Annotated in this window: 30 protein-coding genes and 3 pseudogenes; 6 read left to right on the forward strand and 27 right to left on the reverse strand. The window is 58.6% G+C overall.

Translation table 11 applies throughout. The features are described 5' to 3' along the window. Positions 1–1,044: 1,044 nt before the first annotated feature. From ACZ46S_RS10430 to ACZ46S_RS10495, 14 genes and pseudogenes are all read right to left on the reverse strand, one after another. Positions 1,045–1,809 carry a hypothetical protein gene (locus tag ACZ46S_RS10430; RefSeq protein WP_464061671.1) on the reverse strand — a complete coding sequence of 255 codons (765 nt, stop codon included), beginning with the start codon at positions 1,807–1,809 and terminating at the stop codon, positions 1,045–1,047. Next, positions 1,776–2,114, reverse strand: a complete 339-nt coding sequence (locus tag ACZ46S_RS10435; protein ID WP_464061672.1) for a hypothetical protein — start codon at positions 2,112–2,114, stop codon at positions 1,776–1,778. Before ACZ46S_RS10435 ends, ACZ46S_RS10430 begins: the two co-directional genes overlap by 34 nt. 3 nt (positions 2,115–2,117) lie before the next feature. Continuing rightward, positions 2,118–2,501, reverse strand: coding sequence for a hypothetical protein (locus ACZ46S_RS10440; RefSeq protein ID WP_464061673.1), 384 nt, complete (start codon positions 2,499–2,501; stop codon positions 2,118–2,120). A 138-nt stretch (positions 2,502–2,639) separates the two neighbouring features. Next, a pseudogene (locus ACZ46S_RS10445) lies at positions 2,640–2,772 on the reverse strand (IS701 family transposase); the annotation flags it as partial. Continuing rightward, positions 2,750–2,934 (reverse strand): annotated as a pseudogene (locus tag ACZ46S_RS10450) (IS701 family transposase); the annotation flags it as partial. The pseudogenes ACZ46S_RS10450 and ACZ46S_RS10445, both read right to left, overlap by 23 nt. A 140-nt stretch (positions 2,935–3,074) precedes the next feature. Continuing rightward, positions 3,075–3,634: pseudogene (locus tag ACZ46S_RS10455) on the reverse strand (SDR family oxidoreductase). Beyond that, a complete protein-coding gene (locus tag ACZ46S_RS10460; RefSeq protein WP_464061674.1) occupies positions 3,592–3,849 on the reverse strand; it encodes an SDR family NAD(P)-dependent oxidoreductase in 258 nt (85 codons plus the stop codon). Before ACZ46S_RS10460 ends, ACZ46S_RS10455 begins: the two are co-directional and overlap by 43 nt. Further along, a complete protein-coding gene (gene benC / locus ACZ46S_RS10465; protein ID WP_464061675.1) occupies positions 3,846–4,856 on the reverse strand; it encodes a benzoate 1,2-dioxygenase electron transfer component BenC in 1,011 nt (336 codons plus the stop codon). The genes ACZ46S_RS10460 and benC overlap by 4 nt, the downstream gene beginning before the upstream one ends. Before the next feature lie 23 nt (positions 4,857–4,879). After that, entirely contained in the window at positions 4,880–5,386 is a 507-nt protein-coding gene (gene benB / locus ACZ46S_RS10470) for a benzoate 1,2-dioxygenase small subunit (RefSeq protein ID WP_464061676.1), read from the reverse strand. Next, positions 5,383–6,738 (reverse strand): Rieske 2Fe-2S domain-containing protein, encoded by a 1,356-nt coding sequence (locus tag ACZ46S_RS10475; protein WP_464061677.1) that lies wholly within the window; start codon positions 6,736–6,738, stop codon positions 5,383–5,385. Before ACZ46S_RS10475 ends, benB begins: the two co-directional genes overlap by 4 nt. Before the next feature lie 18 nt (positions 6,739–6,756). Further along, a complete protein-coding gene (gene catA, locus ACZ46S_RS10480; protein ID WP_464061678.1) occupies positions 6,757–7,647 on the reverse strand; it encodes a catechol 1,2-dioxygenase in 891 nt (296 codons plus the stop codon). 69 nt (positions 7,648–7,716) lie between these two features. Continuing rightward, the gene (locus ACZ46S_RS10485) at positions 7,717–7,989 is read right to left on the reverse strand and encodes a muconolactone Delta-isomerase (protein ID WP_464061679.1); all 273 of its coding nucleotides are present in this window, start codon (positions 7,987–7,989) and stop codon (positions 7,717–7,719) included. A gap of 1 nt (position 7,990) precedes the next feature. Continuing rightward, positions 7,991–8,701 (reverse strand): enolase C-terminal domain-like protein, encoded by a 711-nt coding sequence (locus ACZ46S_RS10490; RefSeq protein ID WP_464061680.1) that lies wholly within the window; start codon positions 8,699–8,701, stop codon positions 7,991–7,993. After that, entirely contained in the window at positions 8,665–9,132 is a 468-nt protein-coding gene (locus tag ACZ46S_RS10495) for a hypothetical protein (protein ID WP_464061681.1), read from the reverse strand. Before ACZ46S_RS10495 ends, ACZ46S_RS10490 begins: the two co-directional genes overlap by 37 nt. A 141-nt stretch (positions 9,133–9,273) precedes the next feature. On the opposite strand from ACZ46S_RS10495, the gene ACZ46S_RS10500 reads away from it, so the two are divergent. Both ACZ46S_RS10500 and ACZ46S_RS10505 read left to right on the forward strand, forming a co-directional pair. Further along, on the forward strand, positions 9,274–10,191 hold the full coding sequence (locus tag ACZ46S_RS10500) for a LysR family transcriptional regulator (protein WP_295740958.1): 918 nt from the start codon (positions 9,274–9,276) through the stop codon (positions 10,189–10,191). 464 nt (positions 10,192–10,655) lie between these two features. Beyond that, a complete protein-coding gene (locus tag ACZ46S_RS10505; protein ID WP_464061682.1) occupies positions 10,656–11,597 on the forward strand; it encodes a SphA family protein in 942 nt (313 codons plus the stop codon). A gap of 363 nt (positions 11,598–11,960) precedes the next feature. Here the strand turns inward: ACZ46S_RS10505 and ACZ46S_RS10510 are convergent, their stop codons facing one another. From ACZ46S_RS10510 to ACZ46S_RS10530, 5 genes are read right to left on the reverse strand one after another with little or no spacing between them, the layout of a single operon-like run. Beyond that, on the reverse strand, positions 11,961–12,947 hold the full coding sequence (locus ACZ46S_RS10510; RefSeq protein WP_464061683.1) for an AI-2E family transporter: 987 nt from the start codon (positions 12,945–12,947) through the stop codon (positions 11,961–11,963). A 4-nt stretch (positions 12,948–12,951) separates the two neighbouring features. After that, entirely contained in the window at positions 12,952–13,923 is a 972-nt protein-coding gene (locus ACZ46S_RS10515) for a lysylphosphatidylglycerol synthase domain-containing protein (protein ID WP_464061684.1), read from the reverse strand. Beyond that, positions 13,920–14,483, reverse strand: coding sequence for a PqiC family protein (locus tag ACZ46S_RS10520; protein WP_464061685.1), 564 nt, complete (start codon positions 14,481–14,483; stop codon positions 13,920–13,922). Before ACZ46S_RS10520 ends, ACZ46S_RS10515 begins: the two co-directional genes overlap by 4 nt. A 2-nt stretch (positions 14,484–14,485) precedes the next feature. Continuing rightward, on the reverse strand, positions 14,486–16,144 hold the full coding sequence (locus ACZ46S_RS10525; protein ID WP_464061686.1) for a PqiB family protein: 1,659 nt from the start codon (positions 16,142–16,144) through the stop codon (positions 14,486–14,488). Then, positions 16,141–17,238 carry a paraquat-inducible protein A gene (locus ACZ46S_RS10530; protein ID WP_464061687.1) on the reverse strand — a complete coding sequence of 366 codons (1,098 nt, stop codon included), beginning with the start codon at positions 17,236–17,238 and terminating at the stop codon, positions 16,141–16,143. The genes ACZ46S_RS10525 and ACZ46S_RS10530 overlap by 4 nt, the downstream gene beginning before the upstream one ends. 482 nt (positions 17,239–17,720) lie before the next feature. Between ACZ46S_RS10530 and ACZ46S_RS10535 the strand changes: the two genes are divergently transcribed. After that, positions 17,721–17,894: a hypothetical protein gene (locus ACZ46S_RS10535; RefSeq protein WP_464061688.1), complete on the forward strand. Its 174-nt coding sequence runs from the start codon at positions 17,721–17,723 to the stop codon at positions 17,892–17,894. Positions 17,895–18,080: 186 nt separating this feature from the next. On the opposite strand, the gene ACZ46S_RS10540 is transcribed toward ACZ46S_RS10535, so the two are convergent. Continuing rightward, positions 18,081–18,296, reverse strand: a complete 216-nt coding sequence (locus tag ACZ46S_RS10540) for a DUF2934 domain-containing protein (RefSeq protein WP_464061689.1) — start codon at positions 18,294–18,296, stop codon at positions 18,081–18,083. A 187-nt stretch (positions 18,297–18,483) separates the two neighbouring features. Here ACZ46S_RS10540 and ACZ46S_RS10545 point away from each other — a divergent pair, with 187 nt between their 5' ends. Next, positions 18,484–18,648 (forward strand): hypothetical protein, encoded by a 165-nt coding sequence (locus ACZ46S_RS10545; RefSeq protein WP_464061690.1) that lies wholly within the window; start codon positions 18,484–18,486, stop codon positions 18,646–18,648. 236 nt (positions 18,649–18,884) lie between these two features. Here ACZ46S_RS10545 and ACZ46S_RS10550 read toward each other — a convergent pair whose 3' ends face one another. From ACZ46S_RS10550 to ACZ46S_RS10580, 7 genes are all read right to left on the reverse strand, one after another. Continuing rightward, the gene (locus tag ACZ46S_RS10550; RefSeq protein WP_464061691.1) at positions 18,885–21,176 is read right to left on the reverse strand and encodes an FdhF/YdeP family oxidoreductase; all 2,292 of its coding nucleotides are present in this window, start codon (positions 21,174–21,176) and stop codon (positions 18,885–18,887) included. Positions 21,177–21,200: 24 nt separating this feature from the next. Continuing rightward, positions 21,201–21,560, reverse strand: a complete 360-nt coding sequence (locus ACZ46S_RS10555; RefSeq protein ID WP_464061692.1) for a DUF4142 domain-containing protein — start codon at positions 21,558–21,560, stop codon at positions 21,201–21,203. Beyond that, positions 21,553–21,696, reverse strand: a complete 144-nt coding sequence (locus ACZ46S_RS10560; protein WP_464061693.1) for a hypothetical protein — start codon at positions 21,694–21,696, stop codon at positions 21,553–21,555. The genes ACZ46S_RS10555 and ACZ46S_RS10560 overlap by 8 nt, the downstream gene beginning before the upstream one ends. Positions 21,697–21,916: 220 nt before the next feature. Then, entirely contained in the window at positions 21,917–22,807 is an 891-nt protein-coding gene (locus ACZ46S_RS10565; RefSeq protein ID WP_464061694.1) for an SDR family oxidoreductase, read from the reverse strand. 79 nt (positions 22,808–22,886) lie between these two features. Beyond that, entirely contained in the window at positions 22,887–23,390 is a 504-nt protein-coding gene (locus ACZ46S_RS10570) for a YciE/YciF ferroxidase family protein (protein ID WP_464061695.1), read from the reverse strand. 63 nt (positions 23,391–23,453) lie between these two features. After that, a complete protein-coding gene (locus ACZ46S_RS10575) occupies positions 23,454–23,777 on the reverse strand; it encodes a con-10 family general stress protein (RefSeq protein WP_464061696.1) in 324 nt (107 codons plus the stop codon). 753 nt (positions 23,778–24,530) lie between these two features. Then, the gene (locus ACZ46S_RS10580) at positions 24,531–25,475 is read right to left on the reverse strand and encodes a GlxA family transcriptional regulator (protein WP_464064281.1); all 945 of its coding nucleotides are present in this window, start codon (positions 25,473–25,475) and stop codon (positions 24,531–24,533) included. An 81-nt stretch (positions 25,476–25,556) separates the two neighbouring features. Here ACZ46S_RS10580 and ACZ46S_RS10585 point away from each other — a divergent pair, with 81 nt between their 5' ends. Together ACZ46S_RS10585 and ACZ46S_RS10590 are read left to right on the forward strand one after the other, a co-directional pair. Beyond that, the gene (locus ACZ46S_RS10585) at positions 25,557–26,255 is read left to right on the forward strand and encodes a DJ-1/PfpI family protein (RefSeq protein ID WP_464061697.1); all 699 of its coding nucleotides are present in this window, start codon (positions 25,557–25,559) and stop codon (positions 26,253–26,255) included. Between the two features lie 78 nt (positions 26,256–26,333). Continuing rightward, on the forward strand, positions 26,334–26,780 hold the full coding sequence (locus ACZ46S_RS10590; protein WP_464061698.1) for a MarR family winged helix-turn-helix transcriptional regulator: 447 nt from the start codon (positions 26,334–26,336) through the stop codon (positions 26,778–26,780). Positions 26,781–26,800: the final 20 nt, after the last annotated feature.

Here is a 26,800-nt window from a genome sequence, read left to right on the forward strand (position 1 = left end):
AAATGTTTGGCTTTGGAATGGCGATTACACTGCCGAATTTATGATAGACGACGACATACCACTAAAGCTTTGTAAGAATTTGGAATTTATTGCCCATAATAGGAATATATGCAGGCTTTTTAAATCGTCATGTGGAGAGCGAAGCCAAGATTGGACAGAGACTTCGGCTCAGCTGTTGGGATACCTAATCGGTACGGATAATAGAAGTATCAATGATGCTCTAATGCCAGACGTTGGGCTCCCCAACGGTAAACGCGCTATGACAATGGTAGAAGGAGGGTTAAATAGGTTGTGGTTGAAGCTGTCGAAAAATAAAGCCCACTTATTTTGCGGCCCTGTGAAATCAGTGGAATCCGCATTGCTTATTGTTCGGTCAGCGGTCCTGCAATATGGATTTGGAAATATTGCAGGTGCACACGATCTAGCGTGCATGTTAAGCAACATTCAACTATTCGAGACTGCTCTGGAGCGGATTGTCCAAGAGCATTTTAATATACCGGATTATAAATTTAACTAATGCAATTCAAAAAGCGACATGAGGAATTGAGATTTTTAGTTATATAGTTGACTTAACAATTTTTTGTAGCGGGTTTTTGTTGTTATAGTTTCGTGTTTTCGTAACAAATATCACTTCAAAATTCAGAAGGTAGTACATTCATGAGAATGTCTAAGTGAGACAAATCCGCCCAGCTTTGTGACCAGGAAGGGCGTAAATCTGCTACACTAGTAGCCCGCATCTTCCCATGATTAGAATGTCCGGTTTCGTGTATTTGACGAGAGCTCCGGAGCGGTGACGGCGCGTACCGTCCGTCTAATACTTTGGACGATTCGGACCTAGAACTGCCCGGCGGCTTTGAAGTAACCAGCGTTCACAAGCGGACATTCGTTCGGATCAGCTGAGAAGAACTGGAATGACGTCAAAATTATCGGGCAGGACACCGTTTGGTACGTTTCGGTCATATCTTATGAAAGAGAATAATCCTCTGAACTGCCCGGGCCAGCGAAGTTTGCAAAACTGTTGTGTCAAATAGGGGCTGGCGAGACTTATGTTTTCGTTATGTTGGTTTTCACCAGATCACGAACAAGCGTGAAGTCGGGTGCTTCTGGCCCCAACCCAGGATTAGGTGCTGCCAAGAGAGGCTTTTGGGCTACGTAAGGACGCCAGGCTGAAAATAGAGGAAGTTGCAAAAAATGTGATTGTTTCCAATACTCATGTGGGTTTGGTGGCTGTGGGAGTACATTTTCTAGCCGTTTGGCGTGCATCAAAGCCAACCTCAGAGGGTGAATACCTTTTGGCACGGTCAGGGGAGGAACAATTTGACCGGATCGAATCCCTTTGGCGGTGTCTTCTAAATCCGCGACCAACTTTATTTCATCCGGTGTCAGCGGATCTCCAAATAGATGAATATCAGCCACCAGATCGTCGATCTGCGCCGCGATAACCGGGAAATGCCGAGGCTTGAGCAAGCCAGGGCCTTGCAAGATACGCTTTAACTCCCCCAAGGCTTTGGCGATTTCCTTGGTGTCATCTACTTCGCAAGAGCCGAGAACATAGCAGAGCGTACTGATCCAGCTCTTATGCACGGGAACAGGCAAGCGCTGCGCGTCGATCTCCTGCTTGAGCCAGCGGAGCTGATAGACCACGCGGCCATGCGCAGTTTCGTTCGAGGCGGGGTAGTCCTTGAAGGCGTCGAGCAGGAAGGCGATGCGCTCCATGGCGTCGGCATATTCTTCTTCAATGCCAGGGCAAATGGCTTCTGGTCCTTTCAAAGCCCTCAAAGTGAGGTGTTTTTCTTTGGAGTCGGCCATAAATTCTCTGCGTCAATAATGCCTTCTGCTATTTTTTTTATATCCGTGATCGCGGTATCCACTTTCGGATAGTTATACCAATCAACGGTATCATATAGACCACGCGCCATTTGAACGATGCTCATCAAGGCACCAAATCTAGTGTTGGGCCCAGAAGCTTCGTAAAGGTTTTTTAGCTTGTTCTCAATGACATCAAGGTATTCCACGCAGTTCGTAACCGGCTTGTAGGGTTTTTCGAAATCAAATGTGGCAAGCATGAGTTTTTTAAGATTTTCGATTTTTATGCAAAGCTCTTGATATTGCAAGTTTTAGTTTCCCGCATCGTTCCAAGGCGTTGGAATCGGACTTGACGGAGAAGCCGAATCCCTTGGTATCCATATTTGTTGTCCATTGCCAAGCAGGACACTCGATCCATCACTTGACATTTGTGGCGCTGCTGGTCCTATCCATCCTCTCAAACCTTTAGTTGACGATATCACATATCCCCCATCGCCGTTCCAATCGTTCTTGACGGCAAAATCTGAGCGCCACTCAGCCTCGGTATTAGGCGCATCAATACCTTCTGCCCAGTAAGACCCATTGGCCGACTCTTCATCACCAATAACTCGATTAATAATATCATATCCGTTTTCTGGATCATCACCATTCCAAGGAACCGCGTCCGAGAAGGTCTGAGAAACGTTAGTGGGCAAGTCTGGATAGCCAGGTGCGGACTCTCTTGGTGGTCTTGAAGCTGTCCTCGATCTCCCCCGGTCGCATTCCACCTTCTGCGTAGGCAGAACCTTGACGACCTCCGCCCAACCCTGGTCTTCGACTTTGACCAGTGTCTCGATTGATGTGCCGACGGGACAGCAAGCCGCGTGTCCAGGGGCCGTGATTAGCGTCATTAAATTCTTCAGCGTCCAGCGTCGCCAACTCGAGATAGCACCAGTCAAAAAGGCCCGGCCCTTTGGTGGCGCCGCCACGGGCCGGAATCATCCGCCGCCTCCGTACGCATCCACCCCGTCTTGCGCGGCTCGCCATCCAGCAGCCTAGCCAAAAACAGCCCCCATTCTCCGCCGTCCGCGATTGCGCGAACAGCGGGCTAATACGAGCCTTCACATCTCGCAACGACGACGCCAGCAATTTCCACCTCGTCTCAACAGGCGCAAAACCGCTCTATGAAACCTCAAGCGGGGTAACAGGTGTGCAGCGCCTGAACCTTTCCGATAACCGCACGGGCCACATCAGATAAACAGCCTTTCAGACCCTCCAGGCTCTTCGTTTCACCCTTGATCGCCACCAGAAACCGGCAGCACACTGCCGGTGATATAGGCGGCTTCATCCGAGGCAAGAAACAAAATTGGTCCGGCCTGCTCCTCCAGCGTGCCGTAACGTTTCATGTAAGTGGAGGCCGTAACCTGCGCCACGGCTTCGGCCATCCAGCCCTGTTCCTGGTCGTTGTCACCATCCGGGTTGCGCGGCACGCGGCGCGACGGGGCCTGCGTGCCCCCCGGCGCTGCCGCCACAACGCGGATACCCAGCGGCCCATATTCCATGGCCAGAGAGGCCGTCATCGCGTTAATCCCCCCTTGGCCGCCGAATATGGCACACGCCTTATGCCGCAAGTCGCGGTGGACGATATATTCACAATGGTCCCACGCCTTTGCGCCAGCATCACCGGCAGCGCGGCATGGCAACACCAGAGCGTGGGCATTAAAGACCGCCGGATCTCCGCCTCAATCTGCCCGGGCTCAAACGCGTGGAAAGGCCGCATACGGATCGCGCCGCCAACATTATTGATCAGCACATCAACACCGCCCAACAAGGTTCGTGCCTTGTCCATAGCCGCTTCGGCCCCGCATAGCCTTCCAAGTCCGCGACCAGGCCATAGGCCTCGCCATCCGCCTCCGCTGCGGTTTCGCTCACAAATGGCGCGCGGTCCACCAGCAGCACCCGCGCGCCCTCTGAAGCGGCGCGCAGCGCCACCATTTTGCCAATGCCCTGCGCGGCGCCCGTCACCACCATGGCCTTGCCCGCGAAGCGTCCCGAAAAAATCATGCCGCCGCACTCACCGCAAATTTCTCATATAGGAACCGGGAGGGCGTGAAGCCGCGTACCGCGAAGCTCTGGCGTACCGCCTCCACCATCGGCGGCGGCCCGCAGAGATACACATCGCAATCTCCTGCCTCCACCGGTGTTCCGGCGAGATGCTCGGTGACATACCCCTTGCGCGAGTGCGTGCTCTGCGGGTCCGCAACGCAGCTTGTCCAGCTGAAGCTCGGCAGCCGTGCCGCCAGATCATCCAGCCGGTCGGTTTCCACCAAGTCTCCGTCGCGTGTTACGCCATAGATCAGATGCAGTTTCTGGTCGGTGCCGTTTTCGGCCAGCAGCTCCAGCATGGACAGCAGCGGCGCCAACCCGGTGCCGCCCGCCAGCATCAAAACCGGGCGCTCCACCGCGCGCAGGTAAAAGCTACCGAACGGACCGGTAAAGCTCATTTTATCGCCCCGCTTCGCCCCCGCGCTCAGCCAGCCACTCATCCTCCCGCCCGGCACATTGCGGATCAAAAACCCCGCCTCCTTGGTGCCAGGCTTCGTGCTGAAGGAATAAGCACGGCTCTGCGCCGTGCCGGGGATGTCCAGCTGCACATATTGCCCGGCCAGAAACTCAGCCGGCTGCTCGAGGGCCAGCTTCAGCAGAATGGTGCTGGGCGAAAGTTGCGCCACCTCCATAATGCTGCCGTGCTGCTGCGCGGGTTTGATCTTGCAGGCGCTGGAGGCCATCGGCACCGCGACCGTGCAATCGCTTTTCAGCACCATCTGACAAGTGAGCACCATACCCTGCGCCGCTTCATCCGCTGTCAGCGCCTCGTCAAGATACTCATCGCCCAGCTCGTACGCGCCGGTCTCGCATCGGCATTTACACGTGCCGCAGACACCATCTGAACAATCCATCGGCAGATTGATCTTATTCCGGTAGGCGGCATCGAGCAGTTTTTCATCATCTTTCACGTCGATAAATCGCGTGATGCCATCCTCAAAGTTCAATGCGACACGGTAGCTCATGGTTCGTTTCCTGAATTCTGGCTCTAAATATGATAGATATCTATGACCTGATGAATATAGTCGTTCTTCAGAACCACTTTCTTGTTTGCAATCTTTGGCGTGCCATCGCGCAGGGTCAGCGTGTAATAGCTGGCGCCAAAAAACTGATCGGTCTTTTTGTAGCGGTGGCTGAGCGTGTGCCAGTTGAAGCGCAGCTTAACCTCATCCTGCTGCAGGCTCAGAATTTCGATGTTGCTGATATTGTGGCTGGTGCGCGGCTCTGGGCTGGTGGCGCCGGAGCGCTCGGTCTTGATGCGGAACACGCGATCCTCCAGCCCCTCCCGGTTCGGGTAATAGATCAAGGAAATCTGGCTTTGCGGGTCGTCCACAAGCGTATCATCATCATCCCAAGCCGGCATCCAGTACACCGCATCCGGCGCATAGCATTGCAGCCACTCCTCCCAGGCGCGATCATCCAGCAGCCGCGCCTCACGGTAGAGAAACGCCGTCACCTCATCCTGGCTCATAATCTTGTCCAGCACCGCGCTCATGCCACCGCCTCCATCGCCGCGGCGCCGGTTTCAACGACCGCCTGGCGCAGCACGTGCGCCCAATATTCGTGCTGACGGACAAACAACCCCTCATCTTCGCTGCGTTCACCGCTCAATATTGGCTTTAGCCCCATGGCCAGGGCATTTTCATCCGCCCCGTCGATCCAGCGCGTCGCCCCGCGGCTCAGATCATTCCACAGCGCCCCGGCGCCTTCATAAGCACCCTGGCACGCACGGAATTCTTCCAGATCGTCCGGCGTCCCCATGCCGCTGACATTGAAGAAATCCTCATATTGCCGGATCCGCAACGCCCGGTCCTTGGCGTTTTCACCCTTGGGCGCGAAGCAGTAAATCGTCACCTCGGTCTGATCGACACTGAGCGGCCGCACCACGCGGATCTGCGTGGAGAACTGATCCATCAGATAGACATTCGGATACAGCCCCAGATTGCGGGTTTGCGAGACGATAAACTCAGCCTCCTTATCCCCCACACGTTCGGCAAGGGCCTGACGCTGCGCATAAATCGGCCTGACCTCAGGATTCAGCAATTTGGTCCAAAGCAGAATATGTCCGTGCTCAAACGCATAGACGCCGCCAACACTCTTCGACCAGCCATTCGCATCGACCGTCCGCGTGCCCTCCGCCTCATAATTCCGCCGCCCCATGGTCGCGGAATAATTCCAGTGCACGGAACTGACATGATAGCCATCCGCCCCGTTCTCCATCTGCAGCTTCCAATTCCCATCGTAGATATACGAGGAACTGCCGCGCAAAACTTCGATCCCTTCCGGGGCCTGTGCAACAATCTGGTCGATAATGCGCTTCGCCCCGCCCAGATGTTCCTCAATCGGCAACACAGTCTCGTTAAAGCTGCCGAACAGGAAGCCGCGATAATTGGCAAAGCGCGGCACGCGCGCCAGATCATGTGAACCATTCTGGTTAAAGCTGGCCGGATATTCCCCCGTCTTGCCGTCTTTTACCTTCAACAGCCTGCCGGTATTGCTGAACGTCCAACCGTGGAAAGGACAGGTGAAGCTGCCTTTCTGGCCATGCTTGCGGCGACACAGCGTGGCACCGCGATGCGCGCAGGCATTCACCATGGCGTGCAGCGCACCAGTTTTATCCCGCGTGATGACAACCGGCTTGCGCCCGATCCAGGTCGTGAAATAATCGTCGTTTTCCGGGATCTGGCTTTCATGCGCCAGATACACCCAGTTGCCTTCGAAGATATGTTTCATCTCCAGCTCGAACAGAGCCGGCTCGGTAAAGACATCCCGACGGCAACGGAACACACCGTTCTGCCTGTCGTCGACGATTGCATTGTCGAGATAGTCTAGAATTGCGTTGCCCATTGCCGCGCTCCTATATGATCAGGCTGCCTGGGCGCGGGCGCGGGATGAGAATTCCTCATCATCCTCGGATTTCGCCAGCGTCAGGGTAAAGTCGAACTCGATTTCCGCGAAAGGCTCGTTCAGCCCGGCTTTATGGATCGTCGCCGGGTCAGAATGACGCGTCACCGGCGGGATCAGCCCGTCGCGGGTCGCGAAGGCGAAATCGTCATGCACCAGCGGATCACCTTCGATATTAATCTGCGTGGTCAGCTGACGATGCCCATGCGCGGTGACGAAAAAATGGATATGGGCGGGACGTTTGCCATGGCGTCCAAGCGCCGCCAGGAACCGCTCAATGCCAGAACCTTCCGGGCAGCCATAGCCGGAGGGCATGATGCTCTGGAACCAATAGCGGCCATCCGCATCGGTCCGGATCCGGCGACGCATATTATAATCGCTCTGCGTCTTGTCAAAGTAAGAGTAATTGCCGAGCGTATTCGCGTGCCACACATCAACGATGGCATCCGGCACCGGCTTGCCATCTGTGTCGCGTACCTGGCCGCGCATCATCAGCACCTCTCCTTTGTCGGTGCCGTCATCCAGCCGGCCACCGCCTTCCAGCAGCGGCGCGCCGGCGACATAGAGCGGGCCTTCAATCGTGCGCGGCGTGCCTTCGGGAATCCCGGCAGCGCGGTCGCGGTTGTCCATCTCCACATCCAGGAAATGCTCAAGCCCGACGCCTGCCGCCCAAAGTCCGAATTCCGGCGCCGACGCGGCCATATAATTCAGCGCCTTCCAAAACTCATCCTCGGTGACTTGGAATTCGTGAATCGTATCGAACAGATCCCCAATGATCTTGGCCACGATCTTGTTCAAGCGGGCATCGGCATGCCCCTTGAGATTGGCGATCTTGCCGATGAAAGCTTCCATATCTGGCGTTTTTGAAATCTTGGTCATTCTGTTCCTCTTTTCAAGTTTTAACGTTCATTTTGCGGAAATTCAGCGGTCGTCAGCATAGGCTGAGGATGGGTGCCGACAGAGCGGCGTCACCCGCACCGTCATGAAAGGATAAAGCGGAAGCGTGGTCAGCAATTCATGTAAGGTCGCGTTATCGGGTACATCGAAAATGCTGAGATTGGCGTAGCGCCCCACAACCCGCCAGATATGCCGCCAGGCTCCGGACTTTTGCAGTTCCTGAAACCGCGCCTTTTCCGCCGCCTTCAATTTCGCGGCTTCCTCCGGATTAAACCCCAGAGGAATATTCACATCCATCTCAACCTGAAACAGCATTTGCCTCCCCTTTCTTGGCAACGGCATGCAGAAGCGGCGCCGTACGGTCACGGCGGAAATGCGCGACCTTTGCTTCGTCGAGTTGCACGCCCAGCCCCGGGCCGTCCGGCACCTGCAAGCTGAAATCCGCATAGCGGAGCGGCTCCGCGAGAATATCCTCCCGTACCAGCAGCGACCCAAAAAGCTCCGTGCCCCATTCAAGGCTTGGAAAGGTGGCGCAAAGCTGCGCGGAGGCGGCCGTCCCAACGCCTGCTTCCAGCATCGTGCCGCCATACAGCCCCAGCCCCGCCGCGTGGCCCATCCGCGCCACATCACTCGCCGGGAACAACCCGCCAGACTGGGCGATTTTAATCGCGAACACCCGCGCCTGCGCGCCTGCCGCCACCGCGAATCCGTCCCGCGCCCCGTGCAGGGATTCATCCGCCATAATCGGCACGTCATGCCGCGCGGAAAGCCGCGCCAGCGCGCCTGAGCCGCGCATAACCGGCTGCTCCACCAAATCCACACCGGCTTGCGCCAATAACCGCATCCCTAATTCCGCCTGCGTCTCGCTCCAGCCCTGGTTCACATCCACGCGCACGCTGGCCCGCTCACCCAGGGCTTTTTTTATCGCCTCCACATGCGCCGCGTCCGCGCGCACATCGCGCTTGCCAATCTTCAGTTTGAAAACATTATGCCGCCGGGCGGCCAGCATGGCTTCGGCTTCCTCAATGTCGCGTGCGGTCTCGCCGCTGGCCAATGTCCAGGCGACCGGCAGATGCGACCGCACCCGCCCCCAGCAATCAGCTCCGAAGCCGCCACGCCCAGCCGCCGCGCCTGCGCGTCCAGCAAGGCCGTCTCCACCGCGCATTTAGCGGTATTATTGCCCGCGACGTGTTTATTGATCTTCGCCATTACCGCGCCCACGCGGGTGAGATCCTCGCCTTCCAGCAGCGGGGCAATATAGCGGTCGATGACCAGCTTGATACCTTCCGGGCTTTCCGGCCCATAGCTCGCCCCGCCAATCGTGGTGCCTTCGCCAATCCCCTCCACGCCATCGCTGTTGGTCAGCCGGACCAGCACGATGCTCTGCACACGCATCGTCGCCATCGCCAGCACATGCGGGCGGATTGTCGGCAGGTCCAATAAGACCGTTTCAAGTCTGGCAAGTGTGAGCGCCACATCGTTTCCAATCATGCTTTCTTGCTATGACGAGACGGCTAAACCTCTCAAAAACCTTTTGCCAACACTAAATATATCTAATATTCATACCCAAGAGGTATAGTCATGGATTTGCGCCAGCTTCGCTATTTCATCACCGTCGCCACCGAGCGGAATTTCACTTCTGCCGCGCAAAAACTGCGGATCGCGCAGCCACCCCTCAGCCGGCAGATCCAGCAAATGGAAGAGGAGATCGGCGCCCCGCTGTTCGACCGCTCAAGCCGCCCCCTGCGCCTCACCCCGGCCGGAAAGCTGCTTTACGACCAAGCCAAACAGGTCCTCAACCGGGTTGAGGAAATGCAGGAGATGCTCAAGCGCGCTCTGGCGATGGAAAAACGCCGTTTCCGCATCGGCTTCGTTGCCTCCACAATCTATGCCCGCCTCCCGCCGTTGATCCGGGCTTTCCGCGCCGCTGCGCCGCATATCGAGATCACCTTGCAGGAACTCACCAGCCTGGAGCAGATCAACGCCCTGAAGGAGGGAAGGATTGATATCGGGTTTGGGCGCATCCGCTTCGATGACGACGCTGTGCGCCGCATCATCCTGCGGGAGGAGCCGCTCGTGGCCGCCATTCCCTCAGCCAGCCCGCTAAACGGTGACGGACCCGTATCGTTGCAGGATTTAGCCACTGTTCCGCAAATTCTCTATCCGCGCAGCCCCCGCCCCAGCTATGCCGACCAGGTTCTCGGCCTGTTTCAGGACCATGGCCTCAGCCCCGCCGTCGCGCACGAAGCCCGCGAACTGCAAATTGCCATCGGCCTTGTCGCGGCTGAGGAAGGCGTGTGCATCGTGCCGGAATCCGTCCAGAAATCGCAGGTTGATGGTGTGAGCTACAAAGAGCTTGTCGAGACCATCACCTCCCCCATTATTCTCAGCCACCGCACCGGCGATCATTCTCCGGAACTGGCCCTCATGGCGCAAATTATCGCGGAACGTTATGCGGAATGGGGCTATGGCGTGCCTGAAGGGCTCGAACGCCTCTGACCCAGATTATCACGCGGCCACGGAACAAACCTGCACGGTCTCACAAAAATACTTTAAAGGTATCAAGTGTGGCGCTTTTGCCGCAACCCGTAGCAACATCGCTCGGTTCAGTGGCTTTTCGGCTGCGTTTGGCTTTTCATCACTTGCGCTTCATCCTTAAAAAATCATAATCTTTTTAAGCATCGGGCAGATGTTAAAACCTCTGCCCCCATTCTGGAGCGCCCACAACAAAAGCTCCATACTTAAAACGGGGGAACAACTATACCTTGGTGAAATAGTAGATTTCGCTCGCCGCGCCGGCGTGCTGCTTCATCGGCGCCACAGCCAGGCCGGTAAGGCGCGGCTGATTTCATGGCGGCGAGCCTCCTACCCGCATCCGCCCGACACCACCGCGCCTCGGCCCCACGCCGGAGAGGCGCCGGCGCGCGGCGACGTCACAACATATTCAAAATTGGGGAGTATAAATGCGATATAATAAAAAACTGTCCGTTCTGTTTGGCATGACCGCACTCTATAGCTGCATGAATTTCGTCAGCGCGAAAGCCGAGGAATTATGGGACCCTTATCTGCGCGGCGTGTTTGAAGGCCTTCCCGCCGGCGCTCTGCCCCCGCCGGGTCTCTATGGCGAACTTGACAATTATTACACCAGCTACAGCAGCTTCGATAATAACGGCAACAAAATCTCCGGCACCAATCTCAGCGCGCTGGTGGAAGTGCCCATCCTACTCTGGGTTCCCGGCATTAAAATTCTCGGTGGCAACTACGCGGCGGGCATCGGCCAGCCTTTCGACTATAACAGCTATCAGCCTCTGCAACGCGATTTCGGCGGCGGCGGTGGCAATTTCGGAATCTACAACACCATCCTCATGCCAGGCGCCCTCTCCTGGTCGCTGCCGCATCATCTCTTTGTCCGCGCCGGCCTGACCATTTTGCTGGACGACGCCACAAATAAAATGTCTGACCTGGTACAAGGGAAACTCACCAATGGCGGCGCGCCGTCAGGCAATGGCTACACCACCATCCAGCCGGATTTCGGCGTCAGCTGGCTCTATCGCGATTGGAATATCAGCATCGGCACCCATTACGCCATACCTGTTACCAGCGAAACCGCGCCAAATTATAGTTACCGCTCCGCCCCTGAATTTTCCGCCGACTATACCTTCATGAAGGAAATCGGTGACTGGGGCCTGGGTCTAGGCGGCGAGCAGGAAATCCAGATCGGCAATGATACAATAAACGGGAAAAACAAGCCCGGTACGCGCAGCATCAATTACGGAATCGGCCCTATCGCATCTTATGAATTCCATAATGGCCTCAAACTAACGGCGCTATGGAATCACAATTTCGCTGTCAGAAACGACGTCGCCGGAGATTTTTTTGACCTCCGTCTGACCACGCGTTTCTAGCCTGAAGATTTTGATCCTTGCCGTGCTGGCCAGCGTGAATTCAGGTTGAGGTTTGCCGGCGTTATATTGAGCGGCAGGGCTGGGTGCTGATCTCTTCCAACACACCCAGCGGTGCCGTCGAACTGCCCTACCAGAGTGCGGTGACGTTGGGTTGATCCGCCTTGCGGGTAAATTCAACGTCTGAATCGCCCTCTCACTTATGATTTAAATATGATTTAAAGGTGGATTCAGCCATAAGATGCAATCACGCAGCGTTTCCATCTTATGCCATCCGGCTCCAGGGACCGCACAAAAAACCCTACCCCGGCGGTTGAGGTTTTGGTGCGTTCGAAATCGTCATTCTTCATGCCCCTCTCAGGACAATCAGCCCTCGAGATAATCCCGCACATAAATCTCCCGCACCAGCAAAATCACCGCCGCCGCCAAAGGGGTGGCCAATAACAGGCCCATGAAGCCGAACAGCTCGCCCAGTACCGCCATCGCGAGGATGGTCACGGCGGGCGGCAGCGCCACTGTTCGGCGTGAAACCAGCGGGGCGACCAAATAGCCTTCCACCAAATGGCAGCCGGTATAAAGCAGCACCACCCAGAGCATCGCCAGCTTCCCGACGGTGGAGGCGAGGATGACCGCCGGTATGCCGGCGAGGATGGCGCCGACATAAGGCACGAAGGTCAACAGTCCCGCCAGCACCCCCAACGCCAACGGCAGTGGAATGCCGAGCAGCGCCAAGCCGGTCATCGACAGGACGCCGACCACGCCCATGTCCACCAACTGCCCGAGCATCCAATAGCGCAGCGTCTGGCAGAGCTGGAAGGCGATGTCTTCCGCCCGGCGGCGGCGGGGCACAGGCAGCAGGCGGATGATGCCGTGCAGATAGAGATCCGGCGAAATCGCCAAATACAGCGTCGTGGCCAGCAGCAGCAGGATGCCGCCGCCAGTGCCGAACGTCATCGTCAGTACTTTCGGTGCCAGCGGTGCGATGGCGAAATCCCCCTTGGCCGCCATCGCCCGGCGCGCCAGCTGCCCCCAGAAGCCCTGATCCTGTTGCAAATGCCCGGCATAATGCTGGATCTGGAGGAGCAATTGCTGACCCTCGCTGACAAAGCGCGGCCCGAAATACCAACCGAACCCGCCGCACACGGAAACCAGCAGCAGGATGATCACCGCCAACGCGCCGCCAACCGGCAGGCGGGTGTAGCGGGCCAGAAGCAGCGCCGCGCCGCGCAGCAACACCGCGAGCAGGATCGCGGCAAAGACCAGCATCACCACACCCGACAACGTCCAGAGCAGCGCCGCGGTCGCGACGGCCGCCAGCAGCCATCCCAGCCCTCGCATGTCGGTGGCGGGCATCGGCTCAGGCCTCCTTCGTCCGCTGGCGCAAACGCCGCGCCTCCAACCCCTGCCAGATCGCCAATGCCGGCGCGCCGATCAGAATATCCCGCGCGCGGCGGATGAAGGAGAGGGCGAGGGAGAGATGCGGCGGCACGCCAAAGGCGCCGCCAATGGCGATATAGGCCAGTTCCTGCACCCCCAGCGCCGCCGGTACCAGAAAGGCCACCGCCAGGACGCTGCTCAGCAGGCTCTCAATACCCAGCGCCGCCACCGGGCTCACCGCTGCGCCAAGAAAATGATAAGCCAGCCAGATATTGCCGGCCCCGGCGCACCAGGCCAGGAAATGGATCAAGGCGGCCAGCGCCAGGCGCGGCCGGTCATGCAGCAGCTTGGTGGTCTGCGCTTGCATCGCCTCGGCCTCGCGCGGCGCGCTCTTGGTCCAGGGGCGCAGCAGCCGCGTCACCGCGCCGCGCGCCAGCCGCGCCAGCCGGCGACGGGCGAGATAGCCGCCCCCCGCCCCGGCCAGCAGCAGCACCAGCCCGCCCGCCAGCGGCCAGATCAGCCCGTCATGCGGGGCGCGCGCCAGCAGCAACCCGAGCCCGATCAGGATAAACGGCACCAGCCCCGCCGCTTCGCAGATCATGTCCGCGAGGCTGGAAGCAGCGGCGCGCGGCAGGCTGGCGCCGCCCAGCATCACCGCACGGGTGCCAAATACCAGCCCGCCAATCTCCGAGAATGGCAGGCACGTCTCGCCGCCCTCGCGCACCAGCCGGCCCCAGACCGTTAGCCAGAACGGCGCGCCGGGAAGAAGCACCCGCCAGGCGCCGGCCAGGATGATGAACACCGCCAGCTGCCAGAGCAGGATCGCCGCCAGCCCGCCCGGGCCGAGCGTGGACAAGGCATGCAGCACCTTACCGGCCCCCAGCCAAAGCACCGCCGCCGTGGCCAGCCCCAGCCCGGCGAGAAACAAGGCGATGACCAGGGCCCGCCTCATGCCCGCCCCGCCAGCCGGAGGGCAATCTGGTCGGCGAGGGCGCCGAGGGCCTGGCTCATGCACCGCGCCTCGTCAGCCGCCACCTGGCCGCTATCGAAGCGCTGCGAAAACCGGCCTTGCGCCAGTACCCGCTGCCCGTCAGGCGCCAGCGCGGTCCAGTCCGCGCGCAAGCGCACCTGGCCCGTCGCATCGGGCATGAAATCCTGCACCGTCACCTGCAGGCTGGCGGCGCCCTCTGGCGGCAGCGGGTCACCGGGCATCAGCACATCCGTGCGTGTCAGCCGTGCCGCCAGATCCTGCGCCAGCACGATCCGCGCCATCGGTCCCAGCGGCCCGGCCCATTGGGTATTGCCCGCGACATGCAGCACCCCAGGCGCCGCACCGGTGGTCAGATGCAGCCTGTCGATGGCCGGAGGAATGTCGATGGCGCTGACCGCGAGCGCTTGCAGCCCGAAGGCCGGCCGCGCCACGCCCGGCACCGGGACGAGTGTCAGATAGGTGGTCGGCTTGCCGGCGCAGGCGGAAAGCAGGAGCAGCAGAAGCAGTACGGTTCGTCGCATCGTCAATCCCTCCGCCCGGTCAACAGCGCGCCGGGATGGCTGGTGAGAAAATCAGACAGCGCGCGCAGCGAACGCGCCGCCTCGGACAGCTGGTAGAGCGTCTGCGGCAGGTCGCCGCTATCCGCCGCCGCATTGCCCTGGCGCTGCGCCGCCAGCAGGTTCCGCGCATCGCGCAGCGCGTGCTGGGCCTGATCGGCGCTTTGTTGAACCGCGCTGAGAAGGGCCGGCAGTTGCGCATCGGCCCGGCGGGTGATGTCGTCGATATGGCGCATCGTCTGGTCAAGATGGCGCAGCGTGCGCCGGGTCTGCGCCGAACCGGTGAGGCTGGCGATATGGCGGGTGGCGCTCTGCACATTGGCGGCGATCTGGTCCAGCCGCATGCCGTTGACGCTGGCCAGCACCTGGTTGAGCTGGGTGATGACGCCGCTGACATCGCCGCCGCCGGCACCGAAGCTGGGGATCAAAGGCGGCGTGCCGGGCTGGATGGCGGCCGGGGGTGCATCTTTGGCCATCTCCAGCTGGATAATCTTGCCGCCGACCACCGGCACGCTGCTGCCCATCTCAGCCCTCAGCCCCTTGCCCACCAATGTCGCCAGCATGGCGTTGAGCCCGGCCGCATCCGCCACCCCGGCGCGCTCGGGGGAGAGGCTGAAGGTCACTCGGGTCCGCAGCGCGCCCTGCCCCGCGTCATACTGCAAGGCGACATCGCTGACGCTGCCGGCCGACGCCCCCTCGATCTGCACCGGCGCGCCGGGCTTGAGCCCGTGCGGCCCGCCAGGAAAAATTGCCGCGTAGCGCACCGCGTCCTGCCCCGGGGCATCCTGCGCCTGCGTCTTGCTGGCATACAGCGTGAAGGTGGCGCCGCTTTTTGCCGGCGCGGCGCCCGGGACAGGCGGCGTCTCGAACGCCACCGCCCCCATCAGCAGCGCCGGAACGGATTGTAATTGCACCCCCGGCCCGCCGCCGCCCGTGGAGAGTCGCACGGCGCCAGCGTTCCAGAAGCGCGTCCGCGCGGTGACCAGCCCTTCCCAAGGCGCCTTGATGAACAGGGCAATGTTGAAATGCCCGCCATCCGGCGCCATCGCCACGCTGGTCACCTGGCCGACATGATAGCCTTTGAAGAAAACCGGCGAGCCGGCGGAAAGATTGTCCAGCCGCGCGGCGGTGAGGGTGAGGGGTAGGCCGGGCGGCGAGCCGCTCAATGCCGGGGGCGCCCCCAGCCCTTGGGCATGCGTGACCGTGGCGCCGGCATGCGGGTCCAGCATCACCACCGGGCCTGAGATCATATCCTTGATATTGCTGAGATGCGCCAGGCTGAAACGGGTACCGGCCAGCCAGTAACGCGTGCCCGGGCCCAGATGCCCGGCCATGCGATTGTCGAAATCCAGCGTCACCTGCAGCTTTTGCAGATCTTTCCCGAGCCGCACGGCACTGACATGGCCGACCACATAGCCCTGATACTCAACCTTTGTGGTGCCGGCCCGCAAGCCGCCAGTCACCGGAAATGCCACCCGCACACGCGGCCCGTGATGCACGAAGGCGCTGAGGCTCAGCCAGCCGATGATGCCCACCGCCGCCAGCGGCACCGCCCAAATCAGCCCTGGCCATTTCGAGGGGCGGAAGGCGGCCTGTTCGGGCGGCGGCGGTGGGGTTTCGCTCATGCCCGCCGCTCCGCGGCCAGCCACATCGCCCGCGGGTCGAACAGCGAGGCGGCCAACATGGTCAGCACCACCACCGCCAGGAAAGCGGGCAGCGCCTTGCCGACGAGAACGGCCAGCAATCCGGAAAGATGCATCAGCGGCAGGAACACCGAGACGGTGAAGACATCGATATGCGACCAGCGGCCGATCGTGTCGATCAGCCGGTAGAGCCGGGTTTTCAGCCGCAGCCGGGCACGGGAGCGGCGCTGGATGGAGAGCCCGAACCAGGCGAAGGCGAAGAGTTTCAGCAGCGGGATCAGCACGCTGGCGCTGAAGATGATCACGGCGAAGATCCACAAATGAGCCTGCACCAGCTTGAATACGCCGGTGAGAATGGAATAGCCGGTGAGGTCCCCCAGCACGTCGCTTGATTCCATCGGGTAGAGATAAGCGACCGGATAGAAGGCGAAGCCGGCCAGAGTGAGGGCCATGGCGCGCATCGGCGCATAGGGCCGGCAGCGCCACATCGTGGCGCCGCAGCGCGGGCAAGGTCGGCCTTCGGCCACCGGCGGCGCCGGATGGTCGCAACTGGTGCAGCAGATCATGTCCGGTGCGGCCTCGCGAGCGACGGGGCCGATGCGCCGCCAGATCTGCCGGCGCTCGAGCGCGGCGCGCGTTACCAGAGACAGGAAGGCCGCAGCAATAACGCAATAACCGCCGGGAAGAATCCGCACCGGCAGTTCCTGCACCACACGCTCATAGCCGATGAAGCCGCCAAAGACGAAAACATCCATCATCGCCCAGTTATCCAGCCACTCGGCCCAGCGAAACCCACGCCCGAGCCACGCCGCTGGCCGGCCAAGCCAAAGCATGCCCAGCACCAGGCTGAGCAGACCAAAGCGCAGAAAGGGCAGAGCGATGATCTCCAGCCCGATGACGATGGCGGCCACTGGCCAGTCCTGCGCCCAGATCCCGACTACGCCGGAAGCAATATAACTATGGTTGGTTGCGGCGAGAATATTGACCTGCAGGATCGGCAGCAGATTGGCAGGAAATAGCAGCAGTAAGGTCGCCAGGCTACAGGCGAAGGCCAAAGTGAGGCTGCGCCCGTTCAATCGTTCCAGAGTGTAGCCGCATCGGACACAACGCAGTGAGCCGCCATAAGCCGCAGCGGCAATTGACTGGATTTGTCCGCAATCGCGGCAGCCAACGAACTCCAATTCGGATTTGCGCGCAGCAAATGACGACATGTTAGCATATTCCGTTAGACTTCCAGAGATTTTGGTGCTTTGGCGGCAATAAGAATGGCGCTAAAATTTAATTTTATGACACCCAACAAGCCATAGGTGCGAACTGGAAGGCATCGTCGACAAGAGCTGTGAGAAGCGGGACTATTCAGTGCTCTCCATAAGCAGAGAAGAGCCCGATGACCGTCCGAGGACCTAAAAGACAGGGTGAAGACCGTAACCGGAATCAACAAGAATTTGTTCCCTGAATATTCGAATTCATGAAATTTCTTTAAAATTCTCGGTTGCAAATAAACCAAAAGCAAAGGAAAATATCATACCCAAAGAGTTACCTTTGCTCGGAGGCGGATATGGCTATCGTATATGAACTGATAGACGTCCACGGCAACGTAATCATCCGGGAAGAATTCGACAAAATCTGCGACCTTAAGCACGTCAATCGCCGCTTCCGGCAAGCCAAGGCCACGGGAGCAGAGACGATACCGCTACGGATGGTTTGGTACGAGACGCCGCCAAAAGGCTAATATTTTACGTCTCGCATAGCTTTGGAGGCAGCAGAAAATTCCAAGGACGCATCGACAGTTCCAATTAAAGCCAGCCACCACGGGCCGGATATCCAACTCGCTTTTAAAGAGGCAGGACCGCAAACGATCATCAAGCCGAAATTGCCGGGTTAGGAGCGGTGGAAAAAATTCTTCATCATGCTCCAGCTACATGTGATTGAGCGGATCACTCGCTGGAAAACTGTCTTCACCAGCTTTCTCAACCATATGGTCCTGATTTTGCTTCGAAACGCGGCGGCTATATTCCGCTTCCGCCTGCTGCCAGAACTCAACGTCCCTGCCCGCAGGGCGGCCCGCGTCATTCCAAAAATGATAAGCGATTTGCTTGATGTCCGTCTCGCGGTCATTTCGATCATTTGACAAGACATATTCCTTTCAAGAGTGAGATATGGTATAATTATGTAGCTTGTGCCACCGAAAGACAAAGGCCGTGGTCCGGTCCCTACATAATGCGCCAAATATGATTTAGCGAAACATTCGTACAGAAAAAAGTTAATAGCGGGTCACGCGTTAAATAAAATAACCATCATGCTTTTAACAGGAGTAACAGATGTATGCCGATGAATTGATCCTTCGTCTGGACGGCCATTTTGGAACAAAATGGCGCCAGGGAATGCAAGAGGAAACGCTGGAATCACTTATCAATAAATGGGCAAGCGAATTGGTTGGAGCTGCTTTGGACCGCGCCATGGAAGATCTTCCGGAAGAAAAATAGCCGAAATGCATAGGCCCTTTCTGTGATCTTCCGCTTCGTTGATGCATGGCGGTTCACTGGCTTCAGTGTAAATGATTGAAGCGATACCCTCCCCTTCCAGGTGCCGTTGATGACTAGGATTGGTATGTTAAACGCCGCACGACCAGCCATGAACGAAGATAACGGATTGGCCGAATCTCCGTGATGGCAATAAAGCTGTGTTCCGCCTTCGGCTCGTTCTTCCTTTTCGTGTGAGTTCAGTTGGAGGGCTTGATGACCCTGATCGGAATTGATTTTGCCGCTGGCGTGAAACTTCCCACGGCATAATGTGACAAGGGTAACAACGCATTGGATTCTGGATAGTAAGTGGCGCAGCAGCCCGGCGGAATATCGTAACCGGTGGCACGAAATCCGCCCTTTTTACGCTCAAGCCCGTCATCCCAAACCGTCTCAAGCATCAATATGTTGCCTTTTTCGATGCCAATCCGGATCATGTCGTCACGGTTCAATAGCACCACCATGCGGGTACCCTTGATGCCGCGAAGCCTGTCATTATAGCCATATATGGTCGTATTGAATTGATCATTGCTGCGTAACGTCATCATCCGAAATACGTCACGGCGTTCATCCTGCGGATGAGGATCTTCCTTAAGGCTCTCGGGCGTGATGAAATTCGCCCGTTGACTCTCGGTCTGCCAAATACGTTCGCGGGCCTTGATCGGCCTCGGAAAACCACCTGGCAGCCACATACGCCGCTCCATGTCGTGAAAAATCTCCGGGTAGGTTTCGCCAAGTGCTCTGCGGATTCTGGAATAATCGTCGGCCCAGCCCTCCCAGTCCATAAGTGGATTGGGCGCCAGGGTGGCTTTCGCCAAAGCGGCAATAATCCTTGTTTCGGAAAGCAAGGTTGGGCTCGCCGGCAGTTGGCGCCAGCGCGAGCCATGGATGCAGGCGGTACTGTCCTCGACAGATACAGCCTGCGGGCCAGAAGGCTGGATATCCTCCTCGCTCCGACCGAGGCAGGGCAGAATATATCCAAGCTTGCCATGAATGAGATGATTGCGGTTGAGCTTGGTGGCAATACTGACACTGAGGGGCAATTCCCGCCAGGCGGTTTCAATTCGTATGCGGTCTGGTACGGAGCGGACAAGATTGCCGCCAAGTTGAAATACAGCCTGCAGCTTACCGTTCACCAATGCCTCGCATGCCTCAACAATATTCAAGCCTTTTCCTCGTGGCGGCGCAAATCCATATTGAGCTTCGAGCCGGTCTAGCGGGACCAGTTCCGGCTTCTCGCTAATGCCGACAGTGCGTTGGCCTTGCACATTGGAATGGCCCCGCACCGGACAGATTCCCGTACCCCGCCGGCCGATATTGCCACGCAAAAGCAGCAGATTGACAAGAAGCTGAATTGTCTCCACGCCGTTTTTGTGTTGGGTGAGGCCCGTGCCATAGCACGCCATGGCGCGCGGGGCGCGCGTGTACACTGCTGCGGCAGCCTCGATGGCGGTGCGCGACAAGCCGGATCGGCGGACGATATCGTACCAATCATGTCCACGCGCCGCAGCGGCAAACTCCTCAAAGCCTGCGCAATGCTCTTCAACAAACGCACGATCGATCACGCCAGCATGGCCCATAGCCTGCGCATTATCATCCATCTCAATGACCGCCTTGCATAATCCCATAAGTGTGGCGGCATCTCCACCGACCATCAACTGGTGATACTGTGTACTGATTTCTGTAGCGGGCTTTATCAGCATCTCCGCAGGAGATTGTGGATTGACGAAGCGCTCCAGCCCACGTTCGCGCAGCGGGTTGAAGGTTATGATCTGTACGCCGCGCCGGCGCGCATCCTGGAGCTGATGCAGCATACGCGGGCTGTTCGAGCCTGTGTTCTGCCCGAAGAAAAAAATCAAGTCGGTATGATCATAATCTTCAAGCGTAACAGTACCGACGGGTACGCCAATAGACTTGGGCAGAGCCACAGATGTCGTTTCGTGACACATGTTCGAGCTGTCAGGCAAATTATTTGTGCCGTAAGCACGGGCAAACAGGCTGTATAGATATGAGGTCTCGAGTGAGGCGCGACCCGATGTGTAAAATACAACGGAATCCGCATTATAGCCTTTCAAAAGACGGCCGATTTCCGCGAACGCCGTCTCCCAGGAGACCGCTTCATAATGATTCTGCCCTTCCCGGATACGCATGGGATGGGTGAGACGGCCGTCTTGTTCCAACTCGAAATCGTTCCACTCCATCAATTCTGTTACTGAATATTTCTGGAAAAATTCGGGCTCAACACGGTTACGTGTGATCTCCCATGAAGTCGCCTTGGCTCCGTTCTCGCAGAACTCAAACAGATGAGGCTTCGCCGGCTTCGCCCAGGCGCAGCTAACGCAGGCAAAACCATCTGGCTTATTCTGGCGGCTGAGAACAGGCAGTGCTTTTAGGGGAACATGCTCGCGTAGCAAAATATTGCCAAGAGAATGAACCGAACCCCAGCCACCAGACGCATTCTTATAGGCTTTGATACGCGCGCGCCGTCTCATGGAAAACCTCCATTTGATGTCTGCTCAGTTTCGGTTTTTCCGCAGAAGTTCGAGATTTGAGCGTAGCGCTGGGAGCTCTGAATCAGCGAACCGCCTGAGCATATGGCTATGCCCTGCCGCAGCCTCTTTATAGAAAAGCGTGATGTCCTTCCGCTTTCCTTCCCGCGCTGCCGCGATGTAGGCGCGGTCAAACAGCGCTCCGCTCTTGCCTCGCAAGGCGTCCGTTGCTGGATGCTGGCCACTCAGCGGCACCGCGATGGCGCTTCCCACTTTCCTGCGCGCCAAGCCTCTTAAAGTGGTGTCGATTTTTCTATGCTCGGGTGCGATCTTGTCCGCCAGGAAACGGGATTTTTCACCTCCCGCTTTTTCCGCCCTATCAGCCAAAATGAATTTGATCGAGGCTGAGATTGTAAGCCGCCGTGATGAAATCCAAATCCTCCTGAGAAAAGGGAGGATTATCTTCGGATTCCCCCCAGGCGGGCAATGTGAACTTCGCCAACAAAGCCATCGACAGCAGCATTGGCAATCTGATCATGTTTTAGTCTGACCCTGGCGCTCATAATCCGTGCGGGGCGGCTTGTTTTTCATGGCATTGCGGTCCCCCGTCTCGGTATGCTGTTCTTCGGGGGCCCTGGCAGGCGATCTGACAGGTTTTGTCGGGTGCGTGCCACCAGGATCGATATCGCCTACCGGCTCATTGGCCGTCGTCCGGTTCTGGGCCATAACGCAGTTCCTTTCGACTACGGTAAGTGGCCGCCACCGGTGACACCATAAATTTCTCCCGTGACGAAGCTCGATTCCTGTGAAGCCAGCAATACGTAAATCGGCGCAAGTTCCGCCGGCTGACCCGGCCGCTTCATGGGCACTTCGGCGCCAAATGCCTCCACTTTTTCCTGTGGCTGGCCGCCGCTTGGCTGCAGCGGTGTCCAGATGGGGCCCGGCGCCACGGCATTTACCCGAATCCCTTTCTCCACCACCTGTTTGGCCAGACCGTGGGTAAACGCTGCAATCGCCGCTTTTGTCGAGGCATAGTCCAAAAGCCCCGGCGACGGCTTGTAGGCTTGGATCGAGGTTGTATTAATGATTGTGCTGCCAGGCGGCATGGCGGGAAGAGCGGCCTTGCAGAGCCAGAACATTGCATAGACATTGGTCCTGAAGGTCTTATCGAATTGCTCCGTGGTCAAATCCGAAATCTGCTCGACATAGACTTGCTTACCGGCAACATTGACCAGAATATCCAGCCCGCCCAATGCGTGGGTGGCATCTGCCACGAGGTTTACGCAAAAAGCCTCTTCCGATAAATCGCCTGGTAAAAGCGTGACATTCCGTCCCTCCTCGGTGAGGATACGGCTTACTTCCGCTGCGTCCTCATCCTCGGCAGAGAGGTAGTTGATCGCGATATCAGCGCCTTCGCGTGCAAAGGCAATTGCGATTGCCCGCCCGATGCCGCTATCGCCGCCGGTAATCAGCGCCCTTCGACCTCTCAGTCTCCCGAACCCCTTATAGCTGCGCTCGCCATGATCCGGCTTTGGCACCATATCGGCGGCGAGCCCAGGCGGAGATTGGGGCTGCCGCTCAAACTCGGGCTTCGGATATTGGGTGGTCGGGTCTTGCATGTCGTACTGATTCACGGCGCTTCCTTTCTCTTTTCAGAGTCCATGTAGGTTTACCCGCTTGCAGGACGGGACTCTCGGACCGAATCCACGGTTCTCACGCCGCCTTTTTGTTGACCTCGCGCTCGGCGACTTCGGTCAGCTTGTGATCGGCATGTTTTTCTTCCTGCAACGTGGCCTCCAGCAGGCCGACACATTCATCGCGGTTCAGGCGTTTCGCCATGGCGATCAATGTGCCATAGCGGCTAATCTCGTAATGCTCCACGGCCTGCGCCGCCGAGGCGATCGCCGCGTCGAGAACGTCGAGGTCGCCAACATCGCTCATAACCTGCTTGGCTTCGGCGATAATGCCTTCGATGGCTTCGCAGGTCACACCCTTCGCCTCGGTATTGAGATGCTGGAACACTGCCTCAAGCCGTTTGATCTGTTCCTGCGTTTCGGTGAAATGTGTCGATAGCGCAGTTTTCAACGCCTCGTTGCTGGATTTTTCGATCATCCTCGGCAATGCCTTGATGATTTGGAGCTCCGCATAATAGATATCGCGCAGTGTATGCAGATACAGATCATCGAGCGTTTTGATCGGGGTGGTGAAAAGGCCCATTGTCGTTCTCCTGGTGGCGATTAGGGATCGGGAGCGCGCGACACGCTCCCGATCGGTCCTGGGTCAGTGCGAGCCGCCCTTGCGGCCGGCTTCGGACGCACGCTCGCGGTCATTGGCGAAGTTGCCGCCGCTATGCTGACCACCTTTATGACCCGCCTCCGCGGCACGTTCCCGGTCATTGGCAAAATTGCCGCTACTATGCTGGCCGCCCTTGTGGCCGGCCTCCGCGGCGCGCTCAGGGTCGTTGGCGAAATTGCCGCTGCTGTGCTGGCCGCCTTTATGGCCTGCCTGCGCGGCTTTTTCACGGTCATTCGCGAAATTTCCAGGATTTGAATTATGTTTTTCAGCCATAGCGTTTCTCCGTGCTGTTGTCGTCAGAGGCAGCATGCCGCCTGACAAGCGGGAGGTTGGAGGTCTTCTAGGTGATTGCAACAGAGTTTTGAATTAACATACGGCTTTTAACCATTCCCAGAAAAACCTCCTCTATAAGCCTATGAAAAGTCCGGTCACGTTAGTCCAGCTCTCATGAAATCAATGATTCCGAGGCAGCTTTCAAGGCGGTGCTGGACGATGTGATGTTCATGTGATTCTGGACATTCCATTTTTACTCGTTAGGCGCGCAGTTTTTTCCTATGCTCGGCTTCGGCATCGCGAAGGAGGTTCGATCATGATAAAATCCATATTTGCTGCGTCTCTGGCGCTGCTAGCGGCGAGCTGCGGTCCGGCTATTGCGCAGCCCCTCACCTCGCCCAACCAGGACGCCACCAGCACCACAACGAAGGTGCCGCATCCTGGAACGACAAAAAAGCCGCATGAAATGCGGCAAGCTGGGAAGCCTCAGGATACAGCACCGCCCTCCGGCGGGGTGGATTCCGGCTCTTCAAATGGCATGACCGGAAATAATGGCGGCGACGGCACTGCCAGCAGCGGCCAAAAATAGCCTGCCTTAACCGTCGGGCGTGCCTCCATTGGTGGTGTAGGAGGTCGCTAACCTGAAGGTCATATGTTCAATTCGTACTCCCGAAACCAGAAACCCGTTCTTTAAATTAAAGATCTAGCGGGCTTCTTGAGTCCAAAAGGCACCCCCCAAACCATCTCCGGAATCATACAGGAATTACCTTTAAGAAAACCAAGGCCTGCTCAGGCATATCTGCAAACGCGGCGCATAGCCTGCGGCGGCTGGCCGAAATTTCGAACGAATGCCCGGCGCATTCGCTCGGGGTCGTGAAATCCCGTTGATACCGCGATCTGTTCGATCGGCTCGCGGGAGGACTCGACGCGCTCCCGGGCGACTTCAAGCCTTAACCGTTCCACGGCCCTGGCCGGGCTGATCCCCATCTCGCGCGTGAAGGCGCGGGCAAAGTTACGCGGGCTCATCGCCATATATGCCGCGAGCCGCTCCACGGTCAGGCGCTCGGAGAGATGGGCGCGCATGTAATCCAACAATGGCGCGAAGGGCGTGGCATCGCTGCCCAGTTCGGCCAGCGCGGAAAATTGTGATTGCCCGCCTGGCCTGCGGTAATAGACGACCATCTGTTGCGCTACACGTTTTGCGACCGCTTCCCCCAGATCCTCCGCGACCAGCGCGAGGGCCAGATCGATTCCAGCGCTGATGCCGGCGGACGTCCAGATCCTGCCGTCGCGGACATGGATGCGATCGGCTTCGACGCGTATTGAAGGAAACAAGCGCTGCAATTCTTCCGCCCGATGCCAGTGGGTCGTTGCCCGCTTGCCGTCAAGCAGCCCCGCCGCGGCCAGCAGAAAGGCACCTGAACAGACGCTGCAGAGACGCCGCGTATCCCGGGCGCGGCTGCGAAGATAGGCGGTGCTCTCATGATGGTGCATCGCCCGTCGGCTGCCATTGCCGCCGACCACGATCAGCGTGTCCATGGCCGGCACGCCATCAGCCCGGAGGCTGTCGAGGGCGAGGCCGGACGAACTGCGGATCGTGCCGCCCTGTATCGAAAGGACCTGGAGACGGTAGGAGCCGGGCGCGAGCCGCTCGGCGATCTCGAACACGGTGGTTGGGCCGGCGGCGTCGAGGATCTGGAAATCCTCGAAGAGGAAGAGCGCAACATTCTTCATCGCCGTCAGAAAATGAGGGATCATTGTCATTTGGTCAACCGGCCGGTTCGGGCATGGTTTTGTCAGCATCAGGAGCCTGTCATGAACAACGCGCCATTCCGCATCGTCTTCGCCATCTATCCCGGCATGACCCAGCTCGATTTCACTGGGCCGCATCAGTTTTTCGTGCGCTGGCCCGATAGCGAGGTGATCATCGCCAGCCCCGCCGGGGGCGACGTGCCGAGCGAGGGGCTGGTTTTTGCCGGAACCAGGCGGCTGGCGGAGATTGACGCCTGCGATCTGATTTGTGTGCCGGGCGGCCGCGCTACGACCGCCACGGCACTGGATATAGCCTTCATTGCCGAGATCCGGCGGTTGGGATTGGCGGCGCGCTATGTCACCTCGGTATGTACCGGCTCGCTGATCCTCGGCGCTGCCGGTCTGTTGGTTGGCCGGCGGGCCGCCTGTCACTGGGCCTGGCGGCATCTTCTGCCGCTGTTTGGCGCGATCGCCGATGACGGACGCGTCGTGCGCGATGGAAACATCATAACCGGTGGCGGGGTTACGGCGGGCATTGATTTCGCTCTGGCGGTGCTGGCCGAGATCGGGGGCGTGGAGCAGGCGCAGACCATTCAGCTCGGGCTTGAATATGCCCCCGCGCCGCCGTTCGACGCGGGGCGCCCGGAAGCCGCCCCGGCCGCGATCCTGGCGGCGTATCGGGAACAGATGGCGGATAGTCTGCCGCGCCGCGAGGCGGAAGCGCGTGAAGCCGCCAACCGCCTTGGTATCGGGCGGGCCTGAGAGAGCGTCGCTTACGCCGCACGCCTCAATAAACAGGAAAGCTTGCAAGTTTAACTGTTTTTATGTAAGAGTGAGGGCATGGATCGATCTTCCGGCATGCCCGCGCCTCTCGAAATGGCCGTTACCGAGCTTTCGCTGGCGATCGGCCAACTCTTGCGGCGCCTGCGTGCCGACACCAACCCGGACGGGCTGACATGGTCCCAGACCATGGTGCTGGCACGGCTCGATAAAGCCGGCCCGATGACGACAGCCGATCTCGCGCGGGCAGAGGGGGTTAAGCCGCAATCCATGGGTGCCACTCTCGCGGAATTGGAAGGTGAGGGGCTGGTCTCGCGCCAACCGCATCCAACCGATGGCCGGCAGATTCTGTTCGCTTTGACGGAGGCTGGCATTCAGGCGCGGCACCGGCGCAGTGCCGCGAAACAGAAATGGCTGCTCGAAGCCATGGCCAAACTCACCCCTTCAGAGCGAGAGACGCTCATGTCCGCGGTCGTGCTGATCAAACGTCTGGGTGAAGCGGAATAGGTCGCAGCACGGGCCCAGCC

The organism is Acidocella aluminiidurans (assembly GCF_055383125.1).